The organism is Paenibacillus sp. V4I3, from assembly GCF_030817215.1.
Taxonomy (GTDB): domain Bacteria; phylum Bacillota; class Bacilli; order Paenibacillales; family NBRC-103111; genus Paenibacillus_E.
This window is the reverse complement of record NZ_JAUSZA010000001.1, coordinates 4,638,735-4,655,344: the sequence shown is the minus strand read 5'-3', so window position 1 is coordinate 4,655,344 and position 16,610 is coordinate 4,638,735. Positions and strand designations below refer to the sequence as shown.

The following is a 16,610-nucleotide window of genomic DNA, read 5'->3' as shown; positions in this document are numbered from 1 at the left end:
GCCAAAGGCACCTTCCTAAATTACTGGTTAAGCAAATCTTGTTCGACAAGCTGCTTTCCTGCGGATTCCATGTACAATCCATAATGATATGTCTTCTCAAGCGTTTGAACGAAATCGTCATACTCTGATAATGGACGTTTATCATAAATGAACTTGAACGTCTCCTCCATGATGTATCGATTCGCATCCGCAGCATTAAAGCCTGGCGGCAGCTCGATAAAAGCGTCTAAGACCTTTAACCTCGACTGCTCGATGGCGAAATGATAATAGGGTTCAGCATCCGGGAATTTCGTTCGTAAATAGGTCATTTCGTCACGGCCGACCAATTGATACAAGTGTGAATACACAACATCGTGAATTTGCTCTGTTGGCGTAATCGTCTCCCCGGCCAACTGATAATGAATCCCTGGGAGTCCATATTGCACGAGACGAGAGCCCTCCGTAGAGGTCAAATAGTTAAGCAGTTCAATAACCTTCTGCAATTTCTCCGGTTCCTTCTGGAGCGAAGCAGGCATGACCATCATACTGCGCGCACCCACATCGTCATAGCCGTTGTAAGATCCTCCCGGGCCGGTTGGCGCTTGTATTTGAACCCATTTGGCTTGCGGCTGAAAGGCGCTGATTTGTTTGGCGGCATCGCTGTTCACGACGACCGGCCAATTGAAATTCAGCAATCCGACCTGTCCTTGATAGGCCTTATCTTTCTGCTGCCCCTTTGTATTCGCCAGGAAATCGGGATCGACGACACCTTGCTTCACCATATCATTCATAAACCCAAGTGCTTGTTTGATGCGAGGATCATAGATTGAATTCACAAGCTTACCGTCTTTCAAATAAAACTTGCCCGGATAAGTTGTGCCGTACGCCCCGAATATTTGATCCAGCGCGTTAAATTGCGGATTACCCGTAAAACCATAGGTATCGTTCTTGCCGTTTCGATCCGGATCCTGCTCGGTGAAAGCTTTCATTACCTGTAGCAGCTCTGAGATTGTTACTGGCGCCTGCATACCAACCTGTTCCAGCCAATCCTGGCGAAGCCATAAAGTGAACTGCGGAGCAGGCGAAGCCTTCGGGATGCCGAACACCCTTCCTTTGACCGTCCCCGTCGTCATCGCCTCTTCTCCGCCGACAAATTGCTTCGTCGATTGAAGCTTATCCATATGTGGCGATAAATCCAATAAACTTCCCTGCTGCGATAGTTTGATCATATCCCTGCGATCCACATAGAACAGATCTGCAGAGGTGTTGCTCGCTAAGCGGAGATTACGCTGATTTTTATAATCCTCATCACCTACAACTGCTGTGATTTTCAAGTCGATGCCGAGCTTTGTGTCTAGTTCCTTCTTGATCATATCCATAGCCGGGTCTGACGGTAGGTTGTTAATTGCGCTTACCAGCACTTCGATCTTCACCCTTGCACCGGCTTGATTGTTCGGAACAGCTGATTCTGGGCTCGCAGACTGCTGATTGCATCCTGCTAAGCTTAAGGCCAACAATACGCATGTCACCAAAGTGGGAACAGATTGCCATCGTTTCAAGTCCATAAGTCTCTCTCCCTCATTGCAATGAAAGTGATGCTATACGTCTATTGTACAGCCTGCGAGCCCTAATAACCTTTCAACATTTCATGAAATACTTCAAAATTTCATTATTTTTTTTGTTCTTGATTTTATCTTTGTTTTTGTCCTTGTCCTTTTTACCAGAATCAGTGTTAGGCTCCGGGTCGATAGGATCACTCATCCTTGGAACGAACATCACCGCATCCGCACGAAGGTAAGCCGTATCCATGGCAGTCATCGTAACTGATGCTTCCGCATCTTGTGTAAAACGATAGGTGCCGAGCGAGATCCATTGCTGGCCCCCTAGCTTTTGGTCGACCATGACGGACGTTGAGCCACCTGCATGCTGCACTGTGTACTGCGCTTGCGTCGTATTGTTATGGAAGGACGGATTCCATATCCGCACCTCGTAGTTCCCCTCAGCCGCAAGAGCCTTGCTCCATTTCGCTTGATCGCCTATGGTTCGCGTAAATCTTGTATCATTATCGTCATAACCAAATGCATCTGATGTCGAAGCCCAAATGCCTGTTTCCGAATAGCCCGGATCTCCGTTATCCACGATGACGGCATCAACAGGTGCATCCACCCCATAATCTTTTGTGTAAAATTTGAAGTAATCATAGGTTACCTCCGCGGGCAAATGCTCATCGGCAACCGGCAGCTTATACACCAGTGACGTCAGCCACAAATGCTGGCCTCGTCCTTGCGTCCCCGCTCCATGCGGTCCCGGATAAAATTCTTCTCTGAACATTTTGCCATCCACGTAAAATTTAATTTTTGTCGGAGTCCATTCCATACCATACGTATGGTAGCCATCAGACGAGTCCACTTCCTTGTATGTCGTGTAAGGCACATAAGTCAGATGAGCATCTCCCGGCCACCAATAATGACCCGCTGTCATTAAACCATCCGGGTGTGAAGTATCAATCTCAAAGCCATCAATTTCATTCACCTGATAATCCGTCGACGGCGAATAGAGCTGATCTCCATCGAGGACCGATACCCGTTGATTCAACCCCGCAATCCAGAAGGAGCTGTGAAAGCCTTCCTTGTTCCATTGCTTAAATCTGGTTTCATAATAGCCGTACCCCAAAAGCGGCTTGGTGATGATGCCTCCGCCGGAATACGCTTTTCCACCACTGCCAGCAGGTTCTTTTTTCAAAGCGATTCTTAGAAAGCCGTCCGATACGGACACATTATCCTTCTTATTATCGGTATAAGCATTGCTTCCAGCACGATAATACCACTGACTGTTATTCAGCTCGGAGCCATTGAATTCGTCCTCGAATGCGAGCGTATAGCCGGAACCCGGTACTGAGGGCACCAACTCGATATGCAGTCGATAGACCATCCTGCGGCTTCCATCCTGGGAGGTCACCTCGATAGGGACGGTGCGGACTTCACCGAATAAAGATTCCTTGGAGACAAATAGGCTGTTTTGGCTTTGGCCATCTATTTTCAACGTCTGACCTAACGCGCCCTTCACTGGTGTTAAGGTAAGGTCTCGATCTGTTACAAGTGTGTAATCGGTTATATAGGGATCAAACGAAATAAAGCCGTTCGATAATGTGATGCCTGATAACCGCTCATAATTTTCTCCCGGTACGTTTGTTGGTGGCCCAGCCCCATAAATTTCAAAGGAATATAATCCGGTAAACACCAAATCCTTTGCTTTATCCGCATAAAACCGCACGTATCTGGCCGTAACCTCAGGAAAGCTGACGCTTTCAATCGAGGAAGGCTTGGCGTTGCTTACAAAGGCATCCTGCCATTGCAAGCCGTCGTCTGAGTATTGAATCTTGAAGTTTTGCATGTCCGTGTAGTTGTAAAAAGCAGCCACTGCCCGATTAAACGAAGTTCTGCGGAGTAAATCTACCTCCAACCAGACATACGGCGTTCCGTCTGCCAGGACATTCCGCCAAACCGAAGCCCCATCGCCATCCACCGCATGCTTGCCCGGCGTCAAATAGTATTCCTGAGAAGCCTTTACCGGTTTTCCACGTGTATGATTCCCTTTACCCACCGTAATGTCATATTGCTTTTTGAAGGAGTGGTCCTCTGCGTGCACCTCCACTTGGATGGTTTGAACGCCATGTTCCAGCGTTATTGGCAATGAGTCTGTACCGCCGCTTATCTGAACACCATTCACGAAAAAGACTGCGTTCGAATCGCTTGGTTCAGCCGTTACAATGATTTCATTTACCCCATTCGGGGCCTCATAGGAATAAGTCATTACGTTCGGCTCAAAGCCCGGCGATTGGTTCTGTCCAGGCATAACGTTGTAGCCTCTCGTCAGCTCATGACCGTCAATCTGCAGCTTCTTCAGGGTTGCGTCAGCTTTTTGACGATAAATATTCAGCCTATAGGTCTGGGTATAAGCTGGATCTTGAGCAATCACCATAATGTCAATCTCATTATTACCGACTGTTAAATCTACAGGTATCGGTTGTTCGGAGTTGATTACAGTCCCGTTTACCTTCACAGATGCTGCGGTATCCGCTGTTGTAGGCAAGATGGAAATGGATGCACTTGCATTATGAACCGTATACGTATACGAAGTCACCGTGGGGTCGAATCCCTGCAAAGGAACCCCGTTCAACTGCAAAGCGCTTAAGGACACATTCGTGTTGTTGCCAGCGGATCGTTTCACGACAATCGTGTATTGCTGCGTGTAACTGCTATTTTCCGCTTGAACATCGATAGGAATCTCATTATCACCGATATGAAGTGGGATGGGTTCACTTGAAGTCCCGCTATTCACCACCGAACCGTTCACCCTAATTTCCGCTGAAGGATCAGTAGCTGTCGGATTAATCGTTATCTCCTGAACGGCATTACTGACAAGATACGTATACGAACTCACTGTAGGCTGAAATATGGATGTTTCGCCAACCTGCAAATCACTGAGTGTATGGATCCGCGATGGCAGCTTCTCAAACTTCACCGAATCCGAATTGAAATAACCAGTCGGGCCTCCCGGATCTCTAGAAAGCTTCACGTATTCCTCCCCCACACCTTTAAAATCAAAGATGCCGATCTCTACCCAACCGCCAGCTGGAGCCGCATTGTCAAAAGCCGTCTTTGTCGACTCCCCATTACGATACACTTCAGTCATTAGTCGGGCCGCTGCCGCCGTTCTTTGGACGATCCATACGGACACACGATATGTCCCGATCGTAAAACTTTGCTCGCTTAAAGACGGGGTATAGGTTGCATAGGCTGTATTCGTATTGGCGTTTTGTGCACCATTCGCATAAGCGAGTGTGCTTTTGGTGCCGCCGCCCAGCATGCCCGAGCTGAAATAGCCCTTGGTCGTAGTGGGCAGTCCACCTGCTATATTGGGTGCCCCCTCATTATCGTTATCGATAATGATCGTTTGCTGTTCAGATTCTGCTGCGTAAGCTTTTTCAGTGCCATAAGCTTCAAAAGTGCCGCTTACCCCAGAAGCCATAAGAAGCAGGAAAACAAGAAAGCCGGAAAGTGTACGTCTGACAGTTTGATGCATCATTAATCCCCCCATTTTCAAATGAACCACAAGAACATCCTCATTATCACTTCATTGGATCGTTCATCTTCATGCAATATTTATTAAAATGATTCAATTTTCAACGAAGTTTCAAATGAGGCTAACTTTCGTTCGGAAAGCCACTATAATAAGGAGGTGAAGATCACTTAGGAGGACATGTATGAAACGTCGTATCGCAGTCAAAGTCTTCGTAATCTCCTTCTTGCTGGTGGAATCGATTATCGTTCTGTTAGGCTACTGGTATTATCGGCATTCTTCCGATTCCTTGCTGGATGCCCAGTATGAATACGCCGATCAGATTGCAAACAAATCAAACGATTATTTAAATGTTACACTGGAGAATATCCGGAATTTATTCATTACCGTAGGTACGGACAGCCGTTTCCAGCAAGGCTCAAGCGAGGAAATCATTCGTTGGTTTAACAACAGTTTGCTGCCTTATATGCCCAATGTGTACAATATTCATTTGCTTGAACAGGGTAAACTGGCTGCCAGCACTTCTTATGTTCAATGGGCACTATTGGATACCCCCTCACTATCCAAGGAATTAGAGCAAATTAAGCTAAGCGGTATTGTGTATTGGATCGGCCCTTATTTCTCTCTGCCCTCCAACTATACGGTGACGGCTGCAATGAAGCTTCCTTCCACGGACGGTGACAAGATCATTCTGCTCGATCTATATTTGGCCAGACTATATGATTCCTTGCAATCGCAATCCTCCAATCGAATCACAGGGGAAATCATTCTGCTCGACCGATTGCACCACCCTGTCTTCGGACGCCCGCCCTATTCGCAATACAATGTATTCAATAAATCGTACCAGCTAATCGGGTTAGAAGATAAATGGTTCGAAGGAGGCTGGAAACAATCCGAACAGCAAACCGCTGCCGGTCAACGTCTTGTCCTGACAAGAGTGACCAATCCTGCAATCGGCTGGGATGTCGTTTGGATATTAGATAAAACAGCGCTTCTCAAGCCTCTGCAAAAAACGATTTCATTTACATGGGCACTTGGCTTGGTCTCGTTGCTATTATCCATTGGGATGGCTTACACGATATCCGTTCTGATCAGTAGACCTATACGCAAGATTGCCGACTCGATGAATGCTGTCAGCGACGGGCAATTGGACACCTCGATTCAGTTAAATCGTCAGGATGAACTCGGACTTCTCGCCAAGCATTTCAACCGGATGACAGCTCATATTCGTGAGCTCATTGCTAATCTGAAGCATTCTGAGAAGCAGAAACAGATCTCTGACTTTCTAGCACTTCAGGCGCAGATCAAACCGCATTTTCTATTTAATACGTTGAATTCAATCAGCATGGCTGCCCGCTCCGGCGAATATAACAAGGTCGATCAACTTGTCTCTTCCCTGACGACACAACTAGATTACACGCTAAAGGCAAGTCCGGGTCCTGTGACATTGCGAGAGGAAATAACCGCCTTGGAGAGTTATGTTGATTTGATGCATATCCGGTATCCCGGTAAATTCTCCTTTCATATGGATCTTGATCCACTAACCTTAGAGAGGAAGCTGCCGAAGTTCGTGCTGCAGCCTTTGGTCGAAAACAGTATTTTTCACGGTCTGGTGCCGGATCATAAAGATGGCGTGTTGTTCATAGGCACGACTGTCGGAACGGACGGCTGGGACATTATGATCGAAGATAACGGCAAAGGCATGTCCGCTAAGAAGATATCGAAACTAATGGATCGGCTGAATATCCATTCCGATAACAGTAAGGAGATTACATCGGAGGAAAATAAAAACGGGCATAGCATTGGTCTTGTCAATGTTCATCGCAGGCTTCAAATGATGTACGGAGATCGTTACCGTATTCACTTGGAAAGCACGCAAGATGAAGGCACAAGGCTATTAATCCGATTGGGGGCAGAACCGAATGAAGAGCATCTTGATCGTGGATGATGAACCGATGGCCCGTCAATACATACGCTCGCAGTTTCCCTGGGGACATTGGGGCTATGTAATTGTTGGCGAGGCGGAGAATGGTGTCGAAGCTTTGAAAAGCTGCCGCTCATTAGAGCCGGACATCGTACTTCTCGATATTACGATGCCGCTGATGGACGGTTTAGAGCTTCTGCAGCATCTGAAGAAGGAATTCCCCCTAATTCGCTGCATCATGCTAACCGCTCATCGAGACTTCGCTTTCGCTCAAGTAGCGATTCGCAGTGGAGCCGACGGCTATATCCTGAAATCGCCGATTGAAGCTGGTGAACTTCAGGCTGCTTTATCGAAGGCATGCGAGGAGCTTGATAAGACACATCGATTAACAACAAGCGAACAAAGCTATAAGGTGCTTGTGCAAAATAATCAATACCCGCTACGTCAAAAGTTTTTTGAAGATATCCTCTCTTCCTTGCTTGCGAAACCGGAGGAAATTCTCGTCCGCGGTGAGAAAATTGGCATCGACCTTCTTCGGCCTACTTATGTATTGTTAGCATGCAGCGTCGATGAACTCGCTAAATTCGAGCAGCGATACCCGGTCAAAGACCGCTCTTTGATTGAATTCAGCATGCTGGAGATCGTCCGAGAATGCGCACAAGCGGATTTCCCAGGCCGGTTCGAGCTATTCCCTGTTTCATTCGGACGGTTCATTTTGTTCCTGACAGGTCAACAGCCAACCAACAGCAGTCAGCTTAAGGAAAGCATTACCCTATTCCTCCGTAAGCTATCGAACCCGCTCAAGCAATATTTAAAGCTGCGGCTCACTGTGACGGTTAGTAGGCCTATGCCGACTATTGCCTCCCTTCGTTCCGTCTATTTGGATACTGTGAAATATCGCGTACACCACTTTTATTCGGATACGGCCGAGCCTGTGTTTGTTGATCAAGCGCTGCCGTTTCATACCATACCTGATAAAATTCTAGATAAATTGCGTAGTCGGCTAGAGGAGTTAGTTAGCCACCAAGAAGAACCTAAGTATCAGGATTGGGTCAGTATGACGCGGAATGAATTCCTGTTGTATAAACCAGAGCCCTCAGCAGCCATATTTTGGCTGGAGTCGTTAGATCAGCTTCTTGCTGGTGGCAACTGGGTGTCGGAGATAAATCCGCTGGAACCCCCGCTCAACATTCAGACAGAGACTTCTTTTCATCGCGCTCTAGAAACCGTGATCGGACGCTTCATCGAAATCAGGAAGCGTAGATTGCAATCCCTTCAGCTGAGGCATGAGCTTTCCTCCGCTATCCAATATATCAAGTCACATCTGAGCGATGATCTGAGCATGGATTCAATCGCACTCAAGGTAAAGCTTAGCCCCTCTTACTTAGGGCATCTGTTTAAGAAAGAAGTCGGTGTTTCCATCGTAGACTACATTCTGGAGCAGCGCATGGAAACGGCCAAGATCTACCTGCAGACCGGGCAATACAGGAATTATGAGCTGGCTTCCAAGGTCGGCTTCCGCAGCTATTCGTATTTCTGTACATTATTCAAGAAATACTCGGGCTTAACGCCCAATGAATACAAGCACGCTCATCAGCCGGTTGTGAATCCTTAACAAATAACACGCAAAAGAACCATTAGTTTCAGGTCCTTTTTGCGTGTTATTCAAAATCAATCCTACCGGTAATACCTGGTCTAACAACCAAGAGCTGATCCACATTCTCGAATCGGTTATTCTTCACCACGACTTCATCAGCATCAATGGCATGAACGCCGATCGCCGAATTCTTGAAGAGATTCCCCTTGATCGTAATATTTCGATTATGTTTCCCGTCGAAGCCTGCGGATTTGATGCCAATGCAGCCCTCAGCGCCATATCGAGGATGAAAGCCGCAATGATCGAACTCGCAGTCAACAATTTGAATGTTCGTGGCATGTCCTCCCTCGGCGTGAGTCGGAAGCTCAGCACCAAGCAGAATCCCCGGATTCATCGTGTTTCGGTATGTGCAATTCGCAATCGTAACATGATCATTCCTCACAAGATGTCCAGCTCCAGCAATGTTGACAAACGCAGAGTGGGTACACGTGTAGCTGTCAGCCTCCCAATAATCGGCCGCACATAAGCTTCCCTCGGCCGCAAATTCAGGAAGATCTTGTGTGAATTGAACGCGATAGAGATGACCGCCCTCCTGCTTCCCTTCATGGGACCAACCGGCAATGACCCTTTTCTCCATATGTTCACCATTGTAGAATTCTATATGGCTGCCTGCCAGCAATGCGGCAAACGTATACTTCCCGAAGAATAGCGCCTCGCGCGGTGAAAGCCTGCTGGCGAAGAATAGCCAGTTGCTTTGAATATTTTGCCCGTCCATTCTGACACCTTCCACATACATCCTACTGATTTCAATTCGCCCACTGCACTTAAACAGCTTCCATGCGTCTCGCGGTGCCGTAAACAATCTATTCCCATCAGGTTTGAAAACGACCCGGTCCGCTGTAATATGGCGGCAGCTCTCTGCTAGCATTGCAAAACCGTTGGCATTCATCACACGTAAATTGTTCAGTTCGAGATGATTACATCTAGCAAAGTAAGTTTGGAAATCCGTTTGTGCTCCTTGATGCCATGAAAGATGCTCGCCTAGCCGAACTTTGGAAGCCACGCTCTCGCTGTTTAAGACAAGCGTCCGTTCACCTATCTGCTTCCAAGAGGAGTCCGCGCCGCCACCATAGGTGACACTTTCCCCAATCAACGCCCTTGTAATGGGGTCCAACCGGTTCATGCAGTAAGTTCCCATTCCCTCATGGCATGGATTGCCATCGAAGACCCTCACTGTAATGGACGTATCTGTACGTGCTATGACCACACCTGCAGATGCGAATTCAGGCTCTCTCGTAAACGCGAGATTCAGCAGCGACAGGTTCTCATTGTTCTCACACCATAAGATCGATGGCAAATAGCCATGAATAGCCTCGTCATTGTAACCAACCAGCACAGTTGTCGGTTCACCGTCTTCTCCGACTGCACCTTGCAGTGTTAAACCTCTAGCATCGTTAATTGGCAGATGACATTCTTTCGATTGTTGATTGCCGCTTCCTGCATCATGTACCATTCCTTCGGTTCGCAGAAGCTTAACGGAAACCAACCTATATCTCCCTGGTTCAAAAACGACTCTTTCCGCACCCACCTCAATAGCTGTGCTAATTGCTTCTCGGATGCCTGCTGCGCTGTCCTCTTCAGATGGACGGGTAAAATCTTTGACATAGATGCTTTTATCAGATAACAAAAGAAGTTCCTCCTTCAACCATTTCTCGGCATAATGTCATCATTATAAAGCTTCCATGGATCACCGAATATGAAGGATCTAACGAAATCTTTAGATATCTAACAATCTTTCAAACTTGCCGAACAAAAAACCGCTTCTTTCCCATTAGAAAATGAAACGGTTTCAACTATCTTTAAAGTCTTTTCAGCCATCCGTACTTATACACACAAGTTCGCTCCAATCCCCAATCCGCTCCATACCGCTGGACCCGCTACTAGCCAATACTACTTTGCCTGGTAATGTTGCAGTTTGTATATAAATAACATCTCCTTTAAATGATGATTGTATTTGTAACATAATCTTCCAACAGGAGACAACACGCTCCCGCTTGCTTGAATGTGATCCCCTTTTTTACTACCCAGCAAACTTATTTTACTTCCGGTTCTCTTTGTCTAATTCGGCCTTTTGGCGCGTATCGTAAATGGTTAATTTATGGTTCACAGCTTCAAATGCTTTATCCAACTCCAATTGTCTCTTTTGAAGCTCCATCTTGTGATTTTCTAGGATCTCTTTTCTTTCCTGTAGGGTTGATTCACCTTGAATAGCAAGATCGACAATTTGTTTTAAGGCTGTTACTGTCATTCCAGTCGTACGGAAACAGGTCATCAAATATATCCAATCTAAATCTTTTTGTTCAAAAATTCGGTAGCCGTGTTGATCTCTTTGAATAAAAGGAAGTAACCCTTCTTTCTCATAAAATCGTATCGTATGCGAGGGCAGCCCTAGACGTTCAGAAGCTTCTTTAATCGAATAGCCCATTAATTACACCTTCCTATTTATCAATACTCTCTTCTTACCACTGATCGATAAGCATAGCAACGTAACGGTAGATCCTCCTAAATGAACTGCAATAATCATAAATACATTTCTTATAGAGTTTAGATGAAAAATAGCTTGAATGCCATGAATAACGAGCGGTGAAATGAACTGACCCAAATTTGCAAAAGCTGAAAGCAGTGAAACAGCCGCCGTCATACGCCCTATTGGGGCCGCCTCTGCCATTTTGTTTAAAAGGATCGGATAAACGAATCCAAAACCAGAGCCCATCATGAATACACTTATAGCAACTAGCCAGATGGAATGAGCCTGACTAAGCAATAAAAAAGAAAGTCCGAATATAAGAAGGATACAAGGCACAACAGCTTTTTTCAAAATTGAAAGGAGTCTTGTAACGGATATACCAGCCAGAAAAACGCCAAAAAAAGATAATGCCGTCACATAACCTACGGTTGATGCATCCCCAAGTCCATTATCAACAATAAATATAGCAAGATTGGTGGGAATCGCATAATAGAGAATCATTACTCCCGTAGAAGCCAAACCGAGCATATAGACTTTGACCGGTAATTTAACTACTTTTGAGCGTTCATTTGTCTTGTTTCCGTGATCAGGTTTTATTTTAGGAACATATAGGAGGACTAAGATTAGCAAGATGATCCCATAGGAATAGGTTAGAAAAACGCCTCTCCAACCCAATGAGGCAATCGTTCCGCCAATTAAGAGGAAAACAGCCCCTCCAATTCCATTGGCTGAAGTCGTGAGCCCATTCATTCTGGAACGTTCATTGCCTTTGAAATTCTCAGCGATTATAGCAGCCATCAATGGCGTAACTAAACCAATACTAAGACCTAAGATTGCACGTAATCCTAGAATCGAGCTGATGGAGTTCATGAATGCGGGGCCAACGCCCCCAATAATGTACAGTACGAGTCCAATACATAGCTTAAATCGGGAACTTTACGCCAGTTAGCTCCTCACTCAATTGCCAAAGCTTCTTGGCAAAGCTGGGATCGATCGCCCACGGACGAACGCCAGTGCCTTTTTGACTATCCCCTTGTACTGCCTCAGCGATATCAACATCCTCACAATACACGCCACTCTTGTTATCCAGTTGCTTGCTGGTTGCACACCTGACACTTGTCGCGGCACCCTGCTCGACCGTCTTATATTGATCGGCTTTCTCGTCAGTGATTGGTCGTCCTTGATCCCTTGTCGATTAGTTTTACCTTAAATTTCTGGGGTATCGTAACCTAATATTGTTTTCGGTTCCACATAGGCTTCCAATCCATAGGCTCCAAATTCCCTGCCGATCCCGGATTGTTTAAAGCCGCCAAATGGAGCTTTGGGCTCATCATGTAAGCCGTTAATCAAAACCCTGCCCGAAACAATTTGAGAGGCAATATGATTAGCTTTCTCAAGATTGGAAGTGCTGATATATGAGGACAACCCGTAAATGGTATTATTAGCGATGTCTACAGCTTCTTCTTCGGTTTTAAAGGTTAAAATAGACAAAACGGGGCCAAATATTTCTTCTTTGGCAATAGACATATCCATGGTCACATTTGCAAAAACAGTAGGTTTTACAAAATAACCATGTTCCAACCCTTCCGGATTCCCCTCACCACCGATAACTAGTTCCGCACCTTCTTCAATGCCGAGTTTAATGTATCGCTGAACCGTGTCATATTGCTTTTGACTAACCATAGGACCGATGAATGTCCCATTTTCCAATGGGTTGCCAACCTTAATCGACTCAACCGTTTTCTTTACAAGATTTTTGACTTCTTCCAAACGTCCTTCCGGAACAATCAATCGTGTTCCCGCATGACAAGCCTGACCACTATTACTGAATCCTGTCATGACAGCTAAAGGGATAGCTTTGCTAAAATCAGCATCATCAAGAATAATGCTTGGGGACTTTCCTCCGAGTTCCAGCGTTAATCTCGTCATCGTCTCGGCTGCATCTCTAGCAATAATTTTCCCTACTTGGGTAGAACCTGTGAATGAAATCATTGCAACATCAGGGTGACGAGTTAATTCGGAACCCACAACATCGCCTCTCCCGTTTACGAAATTGATAACGCCAGCTGGAATGCCTGCTTCATGGAAACATTCAGTTAGCAATTGTGTTTGAATTGCGCTTAGCTCACTGGCCTTAATTACAACCGTACAACCTGCAGCAATGGCAGGAGCTAACTTCGTTGAGATATGCGTGTAATTGGCATTCCAAGGGGTAATTAGGCCAATGACTCCCAGCGGCTCAAGAACCACTTTGGCTTTACCGATATATTTAACAAATTCATATTCTTCCATTACTTCTTTGTTGTAGAGAAAATTTTTAGCTGCAAAATGCAACCGCGCCGTAGTTGCGCCTATAGGAGCGCCGTATTCTTCAACAGCTGCTAGTACAAGGGCATCTGAATTTGCCATGATGACATCATGCAGCCGCTGCAGCATCTGACCGCGCTCTTCGACAGTCGTTTTGGAGAAGGTCTTGAAAGCTTCTTTAGCTGCTGCTATTGCATCTTGCGTATCTTTAACATTACCCAAAGTTACTTGGCCAATGATTTCTTTTGTCGTAGGATTAATAAGGTTGTGTACTTCATTACCCCTTGGCTTCACAAATTTGCCGTTGATATAAATGTGATCGATTGTTTTCATTTCGTTTTGCCTCCTCCTCTCGAAAGCAATCTTACACCTTAAAGTTAACTTTAAGGCAAGCGATAATTTAAATTTATTTTCAGACAAAAAAATAAGCAGGATCGCTAACAGCGAATCCTGCTTATTTGTAATCGATCTGCTCATTCAATTCATTTACCAATGGTAATACTCGCGGTTACTTTCGTGCTCTCTACTTGGACTTTCTTTGTCCTGATGGATAGCCTCTTCATAGCTTAACGAATTTTGCAAGTATTACGGCCAAGCATTTGATTAATCGCACATTTTTGCGCTATCCCTGTAATAAGGAACGGAAGTGAGATCAATCCTGATAATTTCCAGTAACCAGGAAAGAAGTAGAACAACGACAGTAACGCTACACCTAGAATAATACGAATTACACGATCAGTTCCGCCCACATTTTTCATAATCTATTACCTCCATATTGTATAGGTTTGTTTTATTGTGTTTCTGATTACGATCATAACAGAAGCGTTTAGATAGAACCGTAACTTTGTCACATAGCAATAAAATGAACGTTTGGAGGTAAAAAGAGCTTCAATTATAGTTCTATATATTTTTTCAAATCTTGGCGCAATATATGAGAAATTTGGCCTCTTGATAATTGCAGTAGCCCTTCTTTCTCGAGCGACTTCAGCGTTCGGCTGATTACTTCGCGTGCCGTTCCCAGCTCTATGGATAAGGTATCATGCGTAATGGTAAGGTTATCTCGTCCATCCTCGGTCATTTCAACCAGATATTCCGCTATTCGGCCGCGGATTGATTTGAAGTTGATGCTATCCAGTAAGTTGGACATAATGATAATTCGTTTGGCGAACATTTTAAAAATAAACTGTCGAAAGCTTTTGTAACGGTCCATCCAGTCTTTAAATACGTCAACTGGAATAGCAACTACTGTGCAAAGCTTCTCGATACAGGCAGAAGCTTCATATTCGGTCTCGCCGAGAATGCTGGACATCATGAGGGGACAGCATTCCCCGCCATTGACTCGATACAAGGTAATTTCTCTTCCGCTGCCGCTTATCTTATACATTCTTACGGTTCCTTCCAGAATTAAAACGGCATGCTCCAAGAACTGGCCCTCTTCAAATACAAAGCTAGGCTGTAAATTTAACATTATAATTCCCTCATCGCTCCAGTCCTGTAAGGAAATATCGGACAAGCTAGGGAAGCACGATACAATATGCGGGACTTTATCAAGCATAGCAGAAGACATTGGTTGTATCCTTCCTTGTGAAATGGTAGGTTTTAACAAGCACAGTATACCATTAACCAATCCAATGTTCGATCTAACATCTCCTAATACAAATAAAAAAAGTGACAGCAGTCAATATCTGACTAGCTGTCACTTCTTATATTCCGTAATTAACTAGTTAAGCCTGCTTTAATCGCACGAGCTACAGTTACCGTACGCTTCGCTTGATGCAGTACCGTTTTCTCTACATCTTCAACCATTTTGCCGGATTGATCAACAGTCACACTCGTACCGTAAGGATTACCGCCGGAAGAGAAAATGACAGGATCTGTATAACCAGGCGCTGCAACAATTGCACCCCAGTGATACATAGTTGTGTATAAAGATAGAATGGTTTGTTCTTGTCCACCATGCGAATTTTGAGCCGATGTCATTGCACTTACAACTTTATTAGCCAGTTTCCCTTGGAACCAAAGACCGCCTGTTGTATCCAAGAATTGTTTGACTTGACCAGGCATATTGCCAAATCGTGTCGGGATGCTGAAAATAATGGCATCTGCCCAATCTAAATCGTCTAAAGTGACAGTTGGGATATGCTTAGTTGCTTCAACGTGAGCCTTCCAAACTGGATTAGAATCAATAGCTGATTGTGGAGCAAGTTCAGGAATCTTTAAGACTCTAACTTCCGCACCTGCTTCTCTCCCGCCATCAGCTGCCCAATTGGCAAGTTGAAGGTTAGTTCCTGTTGAACTGTAGTAAATGACTGCAAGTTTTACATTCGCCATGTCTATTCGCTCCGTTTTCGTCGTATTTCCAAAAATTTTATCAAGAAAACCCATATCTAAAACACCACCATTATTTTATTTACAAGAATGAACCTCTGATACCAGAGAATCATTACACAAACTGTGTTGGTTTTTGACCCTTTTTGAATAAAGAATCAATTGAGATTACATAACTGCCATTTAAGAGAAGATAAATAGCGGCACCAATCATTGAAAGATCCAGCTCGTATCCAGCCATTTGACCATTTCCGAAGAATCCGACGGCTAATTTTACTTTAAAAGTAGCGACTAGAAGGATGATAACCATTAGTGCGGATACAATACGTGTGCCAAATCCCAGAATGAGTGCAAGGCCCCCTATCAGTTCGATCGTTGCAACGACATAGGCCATAAAGCCTGGAATACCAATACTGTCAAACCAACCTGCTATATTGCCAATACCTCCTTGATACTTAGCGACCCCATGAGCAAAGAAGGTAATTCCTAACAGCACTCTTATTATTAATGCGCCAATATGATAATTATTTTTCACTTTTGTGTCCTCCTTTCTTTACTAACTTTTTTGAAGTCATAAACTTTATGTTCGTATGATACAGTAATTTACTTACTTATGTCAAGCGGCTATAATTAATTTATTATTGTACTTATTAGGGGTTAACGTAAATAATCACGCCTGCTCCGGCAGCCGTGATTGAAATTAACAATAATCATATTATAAAACCTTGCCAATCTAGCTTTATTTAACAATGTTCCACCAATTACTTTGATTTTTTCTTGGCTGCGGATCTTCCTTGTTTTTCCGGATCATTTGATTTCTCGGCATGTTGAGACCCGTTTGGTTTGATTGGACCGTTGTCACCCAT

At 44.8% G+C, this 16,610-nt stretch carries 13 protein-coding genes; 2 read left to right on the top strand and 11 right to left on the bottom strand.

The features are described 5' to 3' along the window. Positions 1-20: 20 nt before the first annotated feature. Both QFZ77_RS21395 and QFZ77_RS21390 read right to left on the bottom strand, forming a co-directional pair. Positions 21-1,544, bottom strand: a complete 1,524-nt coding sequence (locus QFZ77_RS21395) for an extracellular solute-binding protein (RefSeq protein ID WP_307442495.1) — start codon at positions 1,542-1,544, stop codon at positions 21-23. 73 nt (positions 1,545-1,617) lie between these two features. Then, entirely contained in the window at positions 1,618-5,067 is a 3,450-nt protein-coding gene (locus tag QFZ77_RS21390; protein WP_307442493.1) for a cadherin-like beta sandwich domain-containing protein, read from the bottom strand. Positions 5,068-5,245: 178 nt separating this feature from the next. Here QFZ77_RS21390 and QFZ77_RS21385 point away from each other — a divergent pair, with 178 nt between their 5' ends. Together QFZ77_RS21385 and QFZ77_RS21380 are read left to right on the top strand one after the other, a co-directional pair. After that, the gene (locus QFZ77_RS21385; RefSeq protein ID WP_307442490.1) at positions 5,246-7,009 is read left to right on the top strand and encodes a sensor histidine kinase; all 1,764 of its coding nucleotides are present in this window, start codon (positions 5,246-5,248) and stop codon (positions 7,007-7,009) included. Beyond that, entirely contained in the window at positions 6,984-8,600 is a 1,617-nt protein-coding gene (locus tag QFZ77_RS21380; protein ID WP_307442488.1) for a response regulator, read from the top strand. Before QFZ77_RS21385 ends, QFZ77_RS21380 begins: the two co-directional genes overlap by 26 nt. A gap of 46 nt (positions 8,601-8,646) precedes the next feature. Here the strand turns inward: QFZ77_RS21380 and QFZ77_RS21375 are convergent, their stop codons facing one another. The 9 genes from QFZ77_RS21375 to QFZ77_RS21335 all read right to left on the bottom strand — a co-directional run bounded on the left by QFZ77_RS21375 (position 8,647) and on the right by QFZ77_RS21335 (position 16,279). Beyond that, the gene (locus QFZ77_RS21375; RefSeq protein WP_307442486.1) at positions 8,647-10,269 is read right to left on the bottom strand and encodes a right-handed parallel beta-helix repeat-containing protein; all 1,623 of its coding nucleotides are present in this window, start codon (positions 10,267-10,269) and stop codon (positions 8,647-8,649) included. A 411-nt stretch (positions 10,270-10,680) separates the two neighbouring features. Next, positions 10,681-11,067, bottom strand: a complete 387-nt coding sequence (locus tag QFZ77_RS21370; RefSeq protein WP_307442484.1) for a MerR family transcriptional regulator — start codon at positions 11,065-11,067, stop codon at positions 10,681-10,683. Positions 11,068-11,070: 3 nt separating this feature from the next. Continuing rightward, a complete protein-coding gene (locus tag QFZ77_RS21365; RefSeq protein ID WP_307449711.1) occupies positions 11,071-12,024 on the bottom strand; it encodes an MFS transporter in 954 nt (317 codons plus the stop codon). A 7-nt stretch (positions 12,025-12,031) separates the two neighbouring features. Beyond that, positions 12,032-12,181: a hypothetical protein gene (locus QFZ77_RS21360; RefSeq protein WP_307442483.1), complete on the bottom strand. Its 150-nt coding sequence runs from the start codon at positions 12,179-12,181 to the stop codon at positions 12,032-12,034. A 134-nt stretch (positions 12,182-12,315) separates the two neighbouring features. Then, positions 12,316-13,749, bottom strand: a complete 1,434-nt coding sequence (locus QFZ77_RS21355; RefSeq protein ID WP_307442481.1) for an aldehyde dehydrogenase family protein — start codon at positions 13,747-13,749, stop codon at positions 12,316-12,318. A 233-nt stretch (positions 13,750-13,982) separates the two neighbouring features. Then, positions 13,983-14,174, bottom strand: a complete 192-nt coding sequence (locus QFZ77_RS21350; protein WP_307442479.1) for a YgaP family membrane protein — start codon at positions 14,172-14,174, stop codon at positions 13,983-13,985. A 134-nt stretch (positions 14,175-14,308) separates the two neighbouring features. Beyond that, on the bottom strand, positions 14,309-14,884 hold the full coding sequence (locus tag QFZ77_RS21345; RefSeq protein ID WP_307442477.1) for a Crp/Fnr family transcriptional regulator: 576 nt from the start codon (positions 14,882-14,884) through the stop codon (positions 14,309-14,311). A gap of 248 nt (positions 14,885-15,132) precedes the next feature. Then, the gene (gene wrbA / locus QFZ77_RS21340) at positions 15,133-15,801 is read right to left on the bottom strand and encodes an NAD(P)H:quinone oxidoreductase (protein ID WP_307442475.1); all 669 of its coding nucleotides are present in this window, start codon (positions 15,799-15,801) and stop codon (positions 15,133-15,135) included. Between the two features lie 58 nt (positions 15,802-15,859). After that, entirely contained in the window at positions 15,860-16,279 is a 420-nt protein-coding gene (locus QFZ77_RS21335; RefSeq protein ID WP_307442473.1) for a DoxX family protein, read from the bottom strand. Positions 16,280-16,610 lie beyond the last annotated feature (331 nt).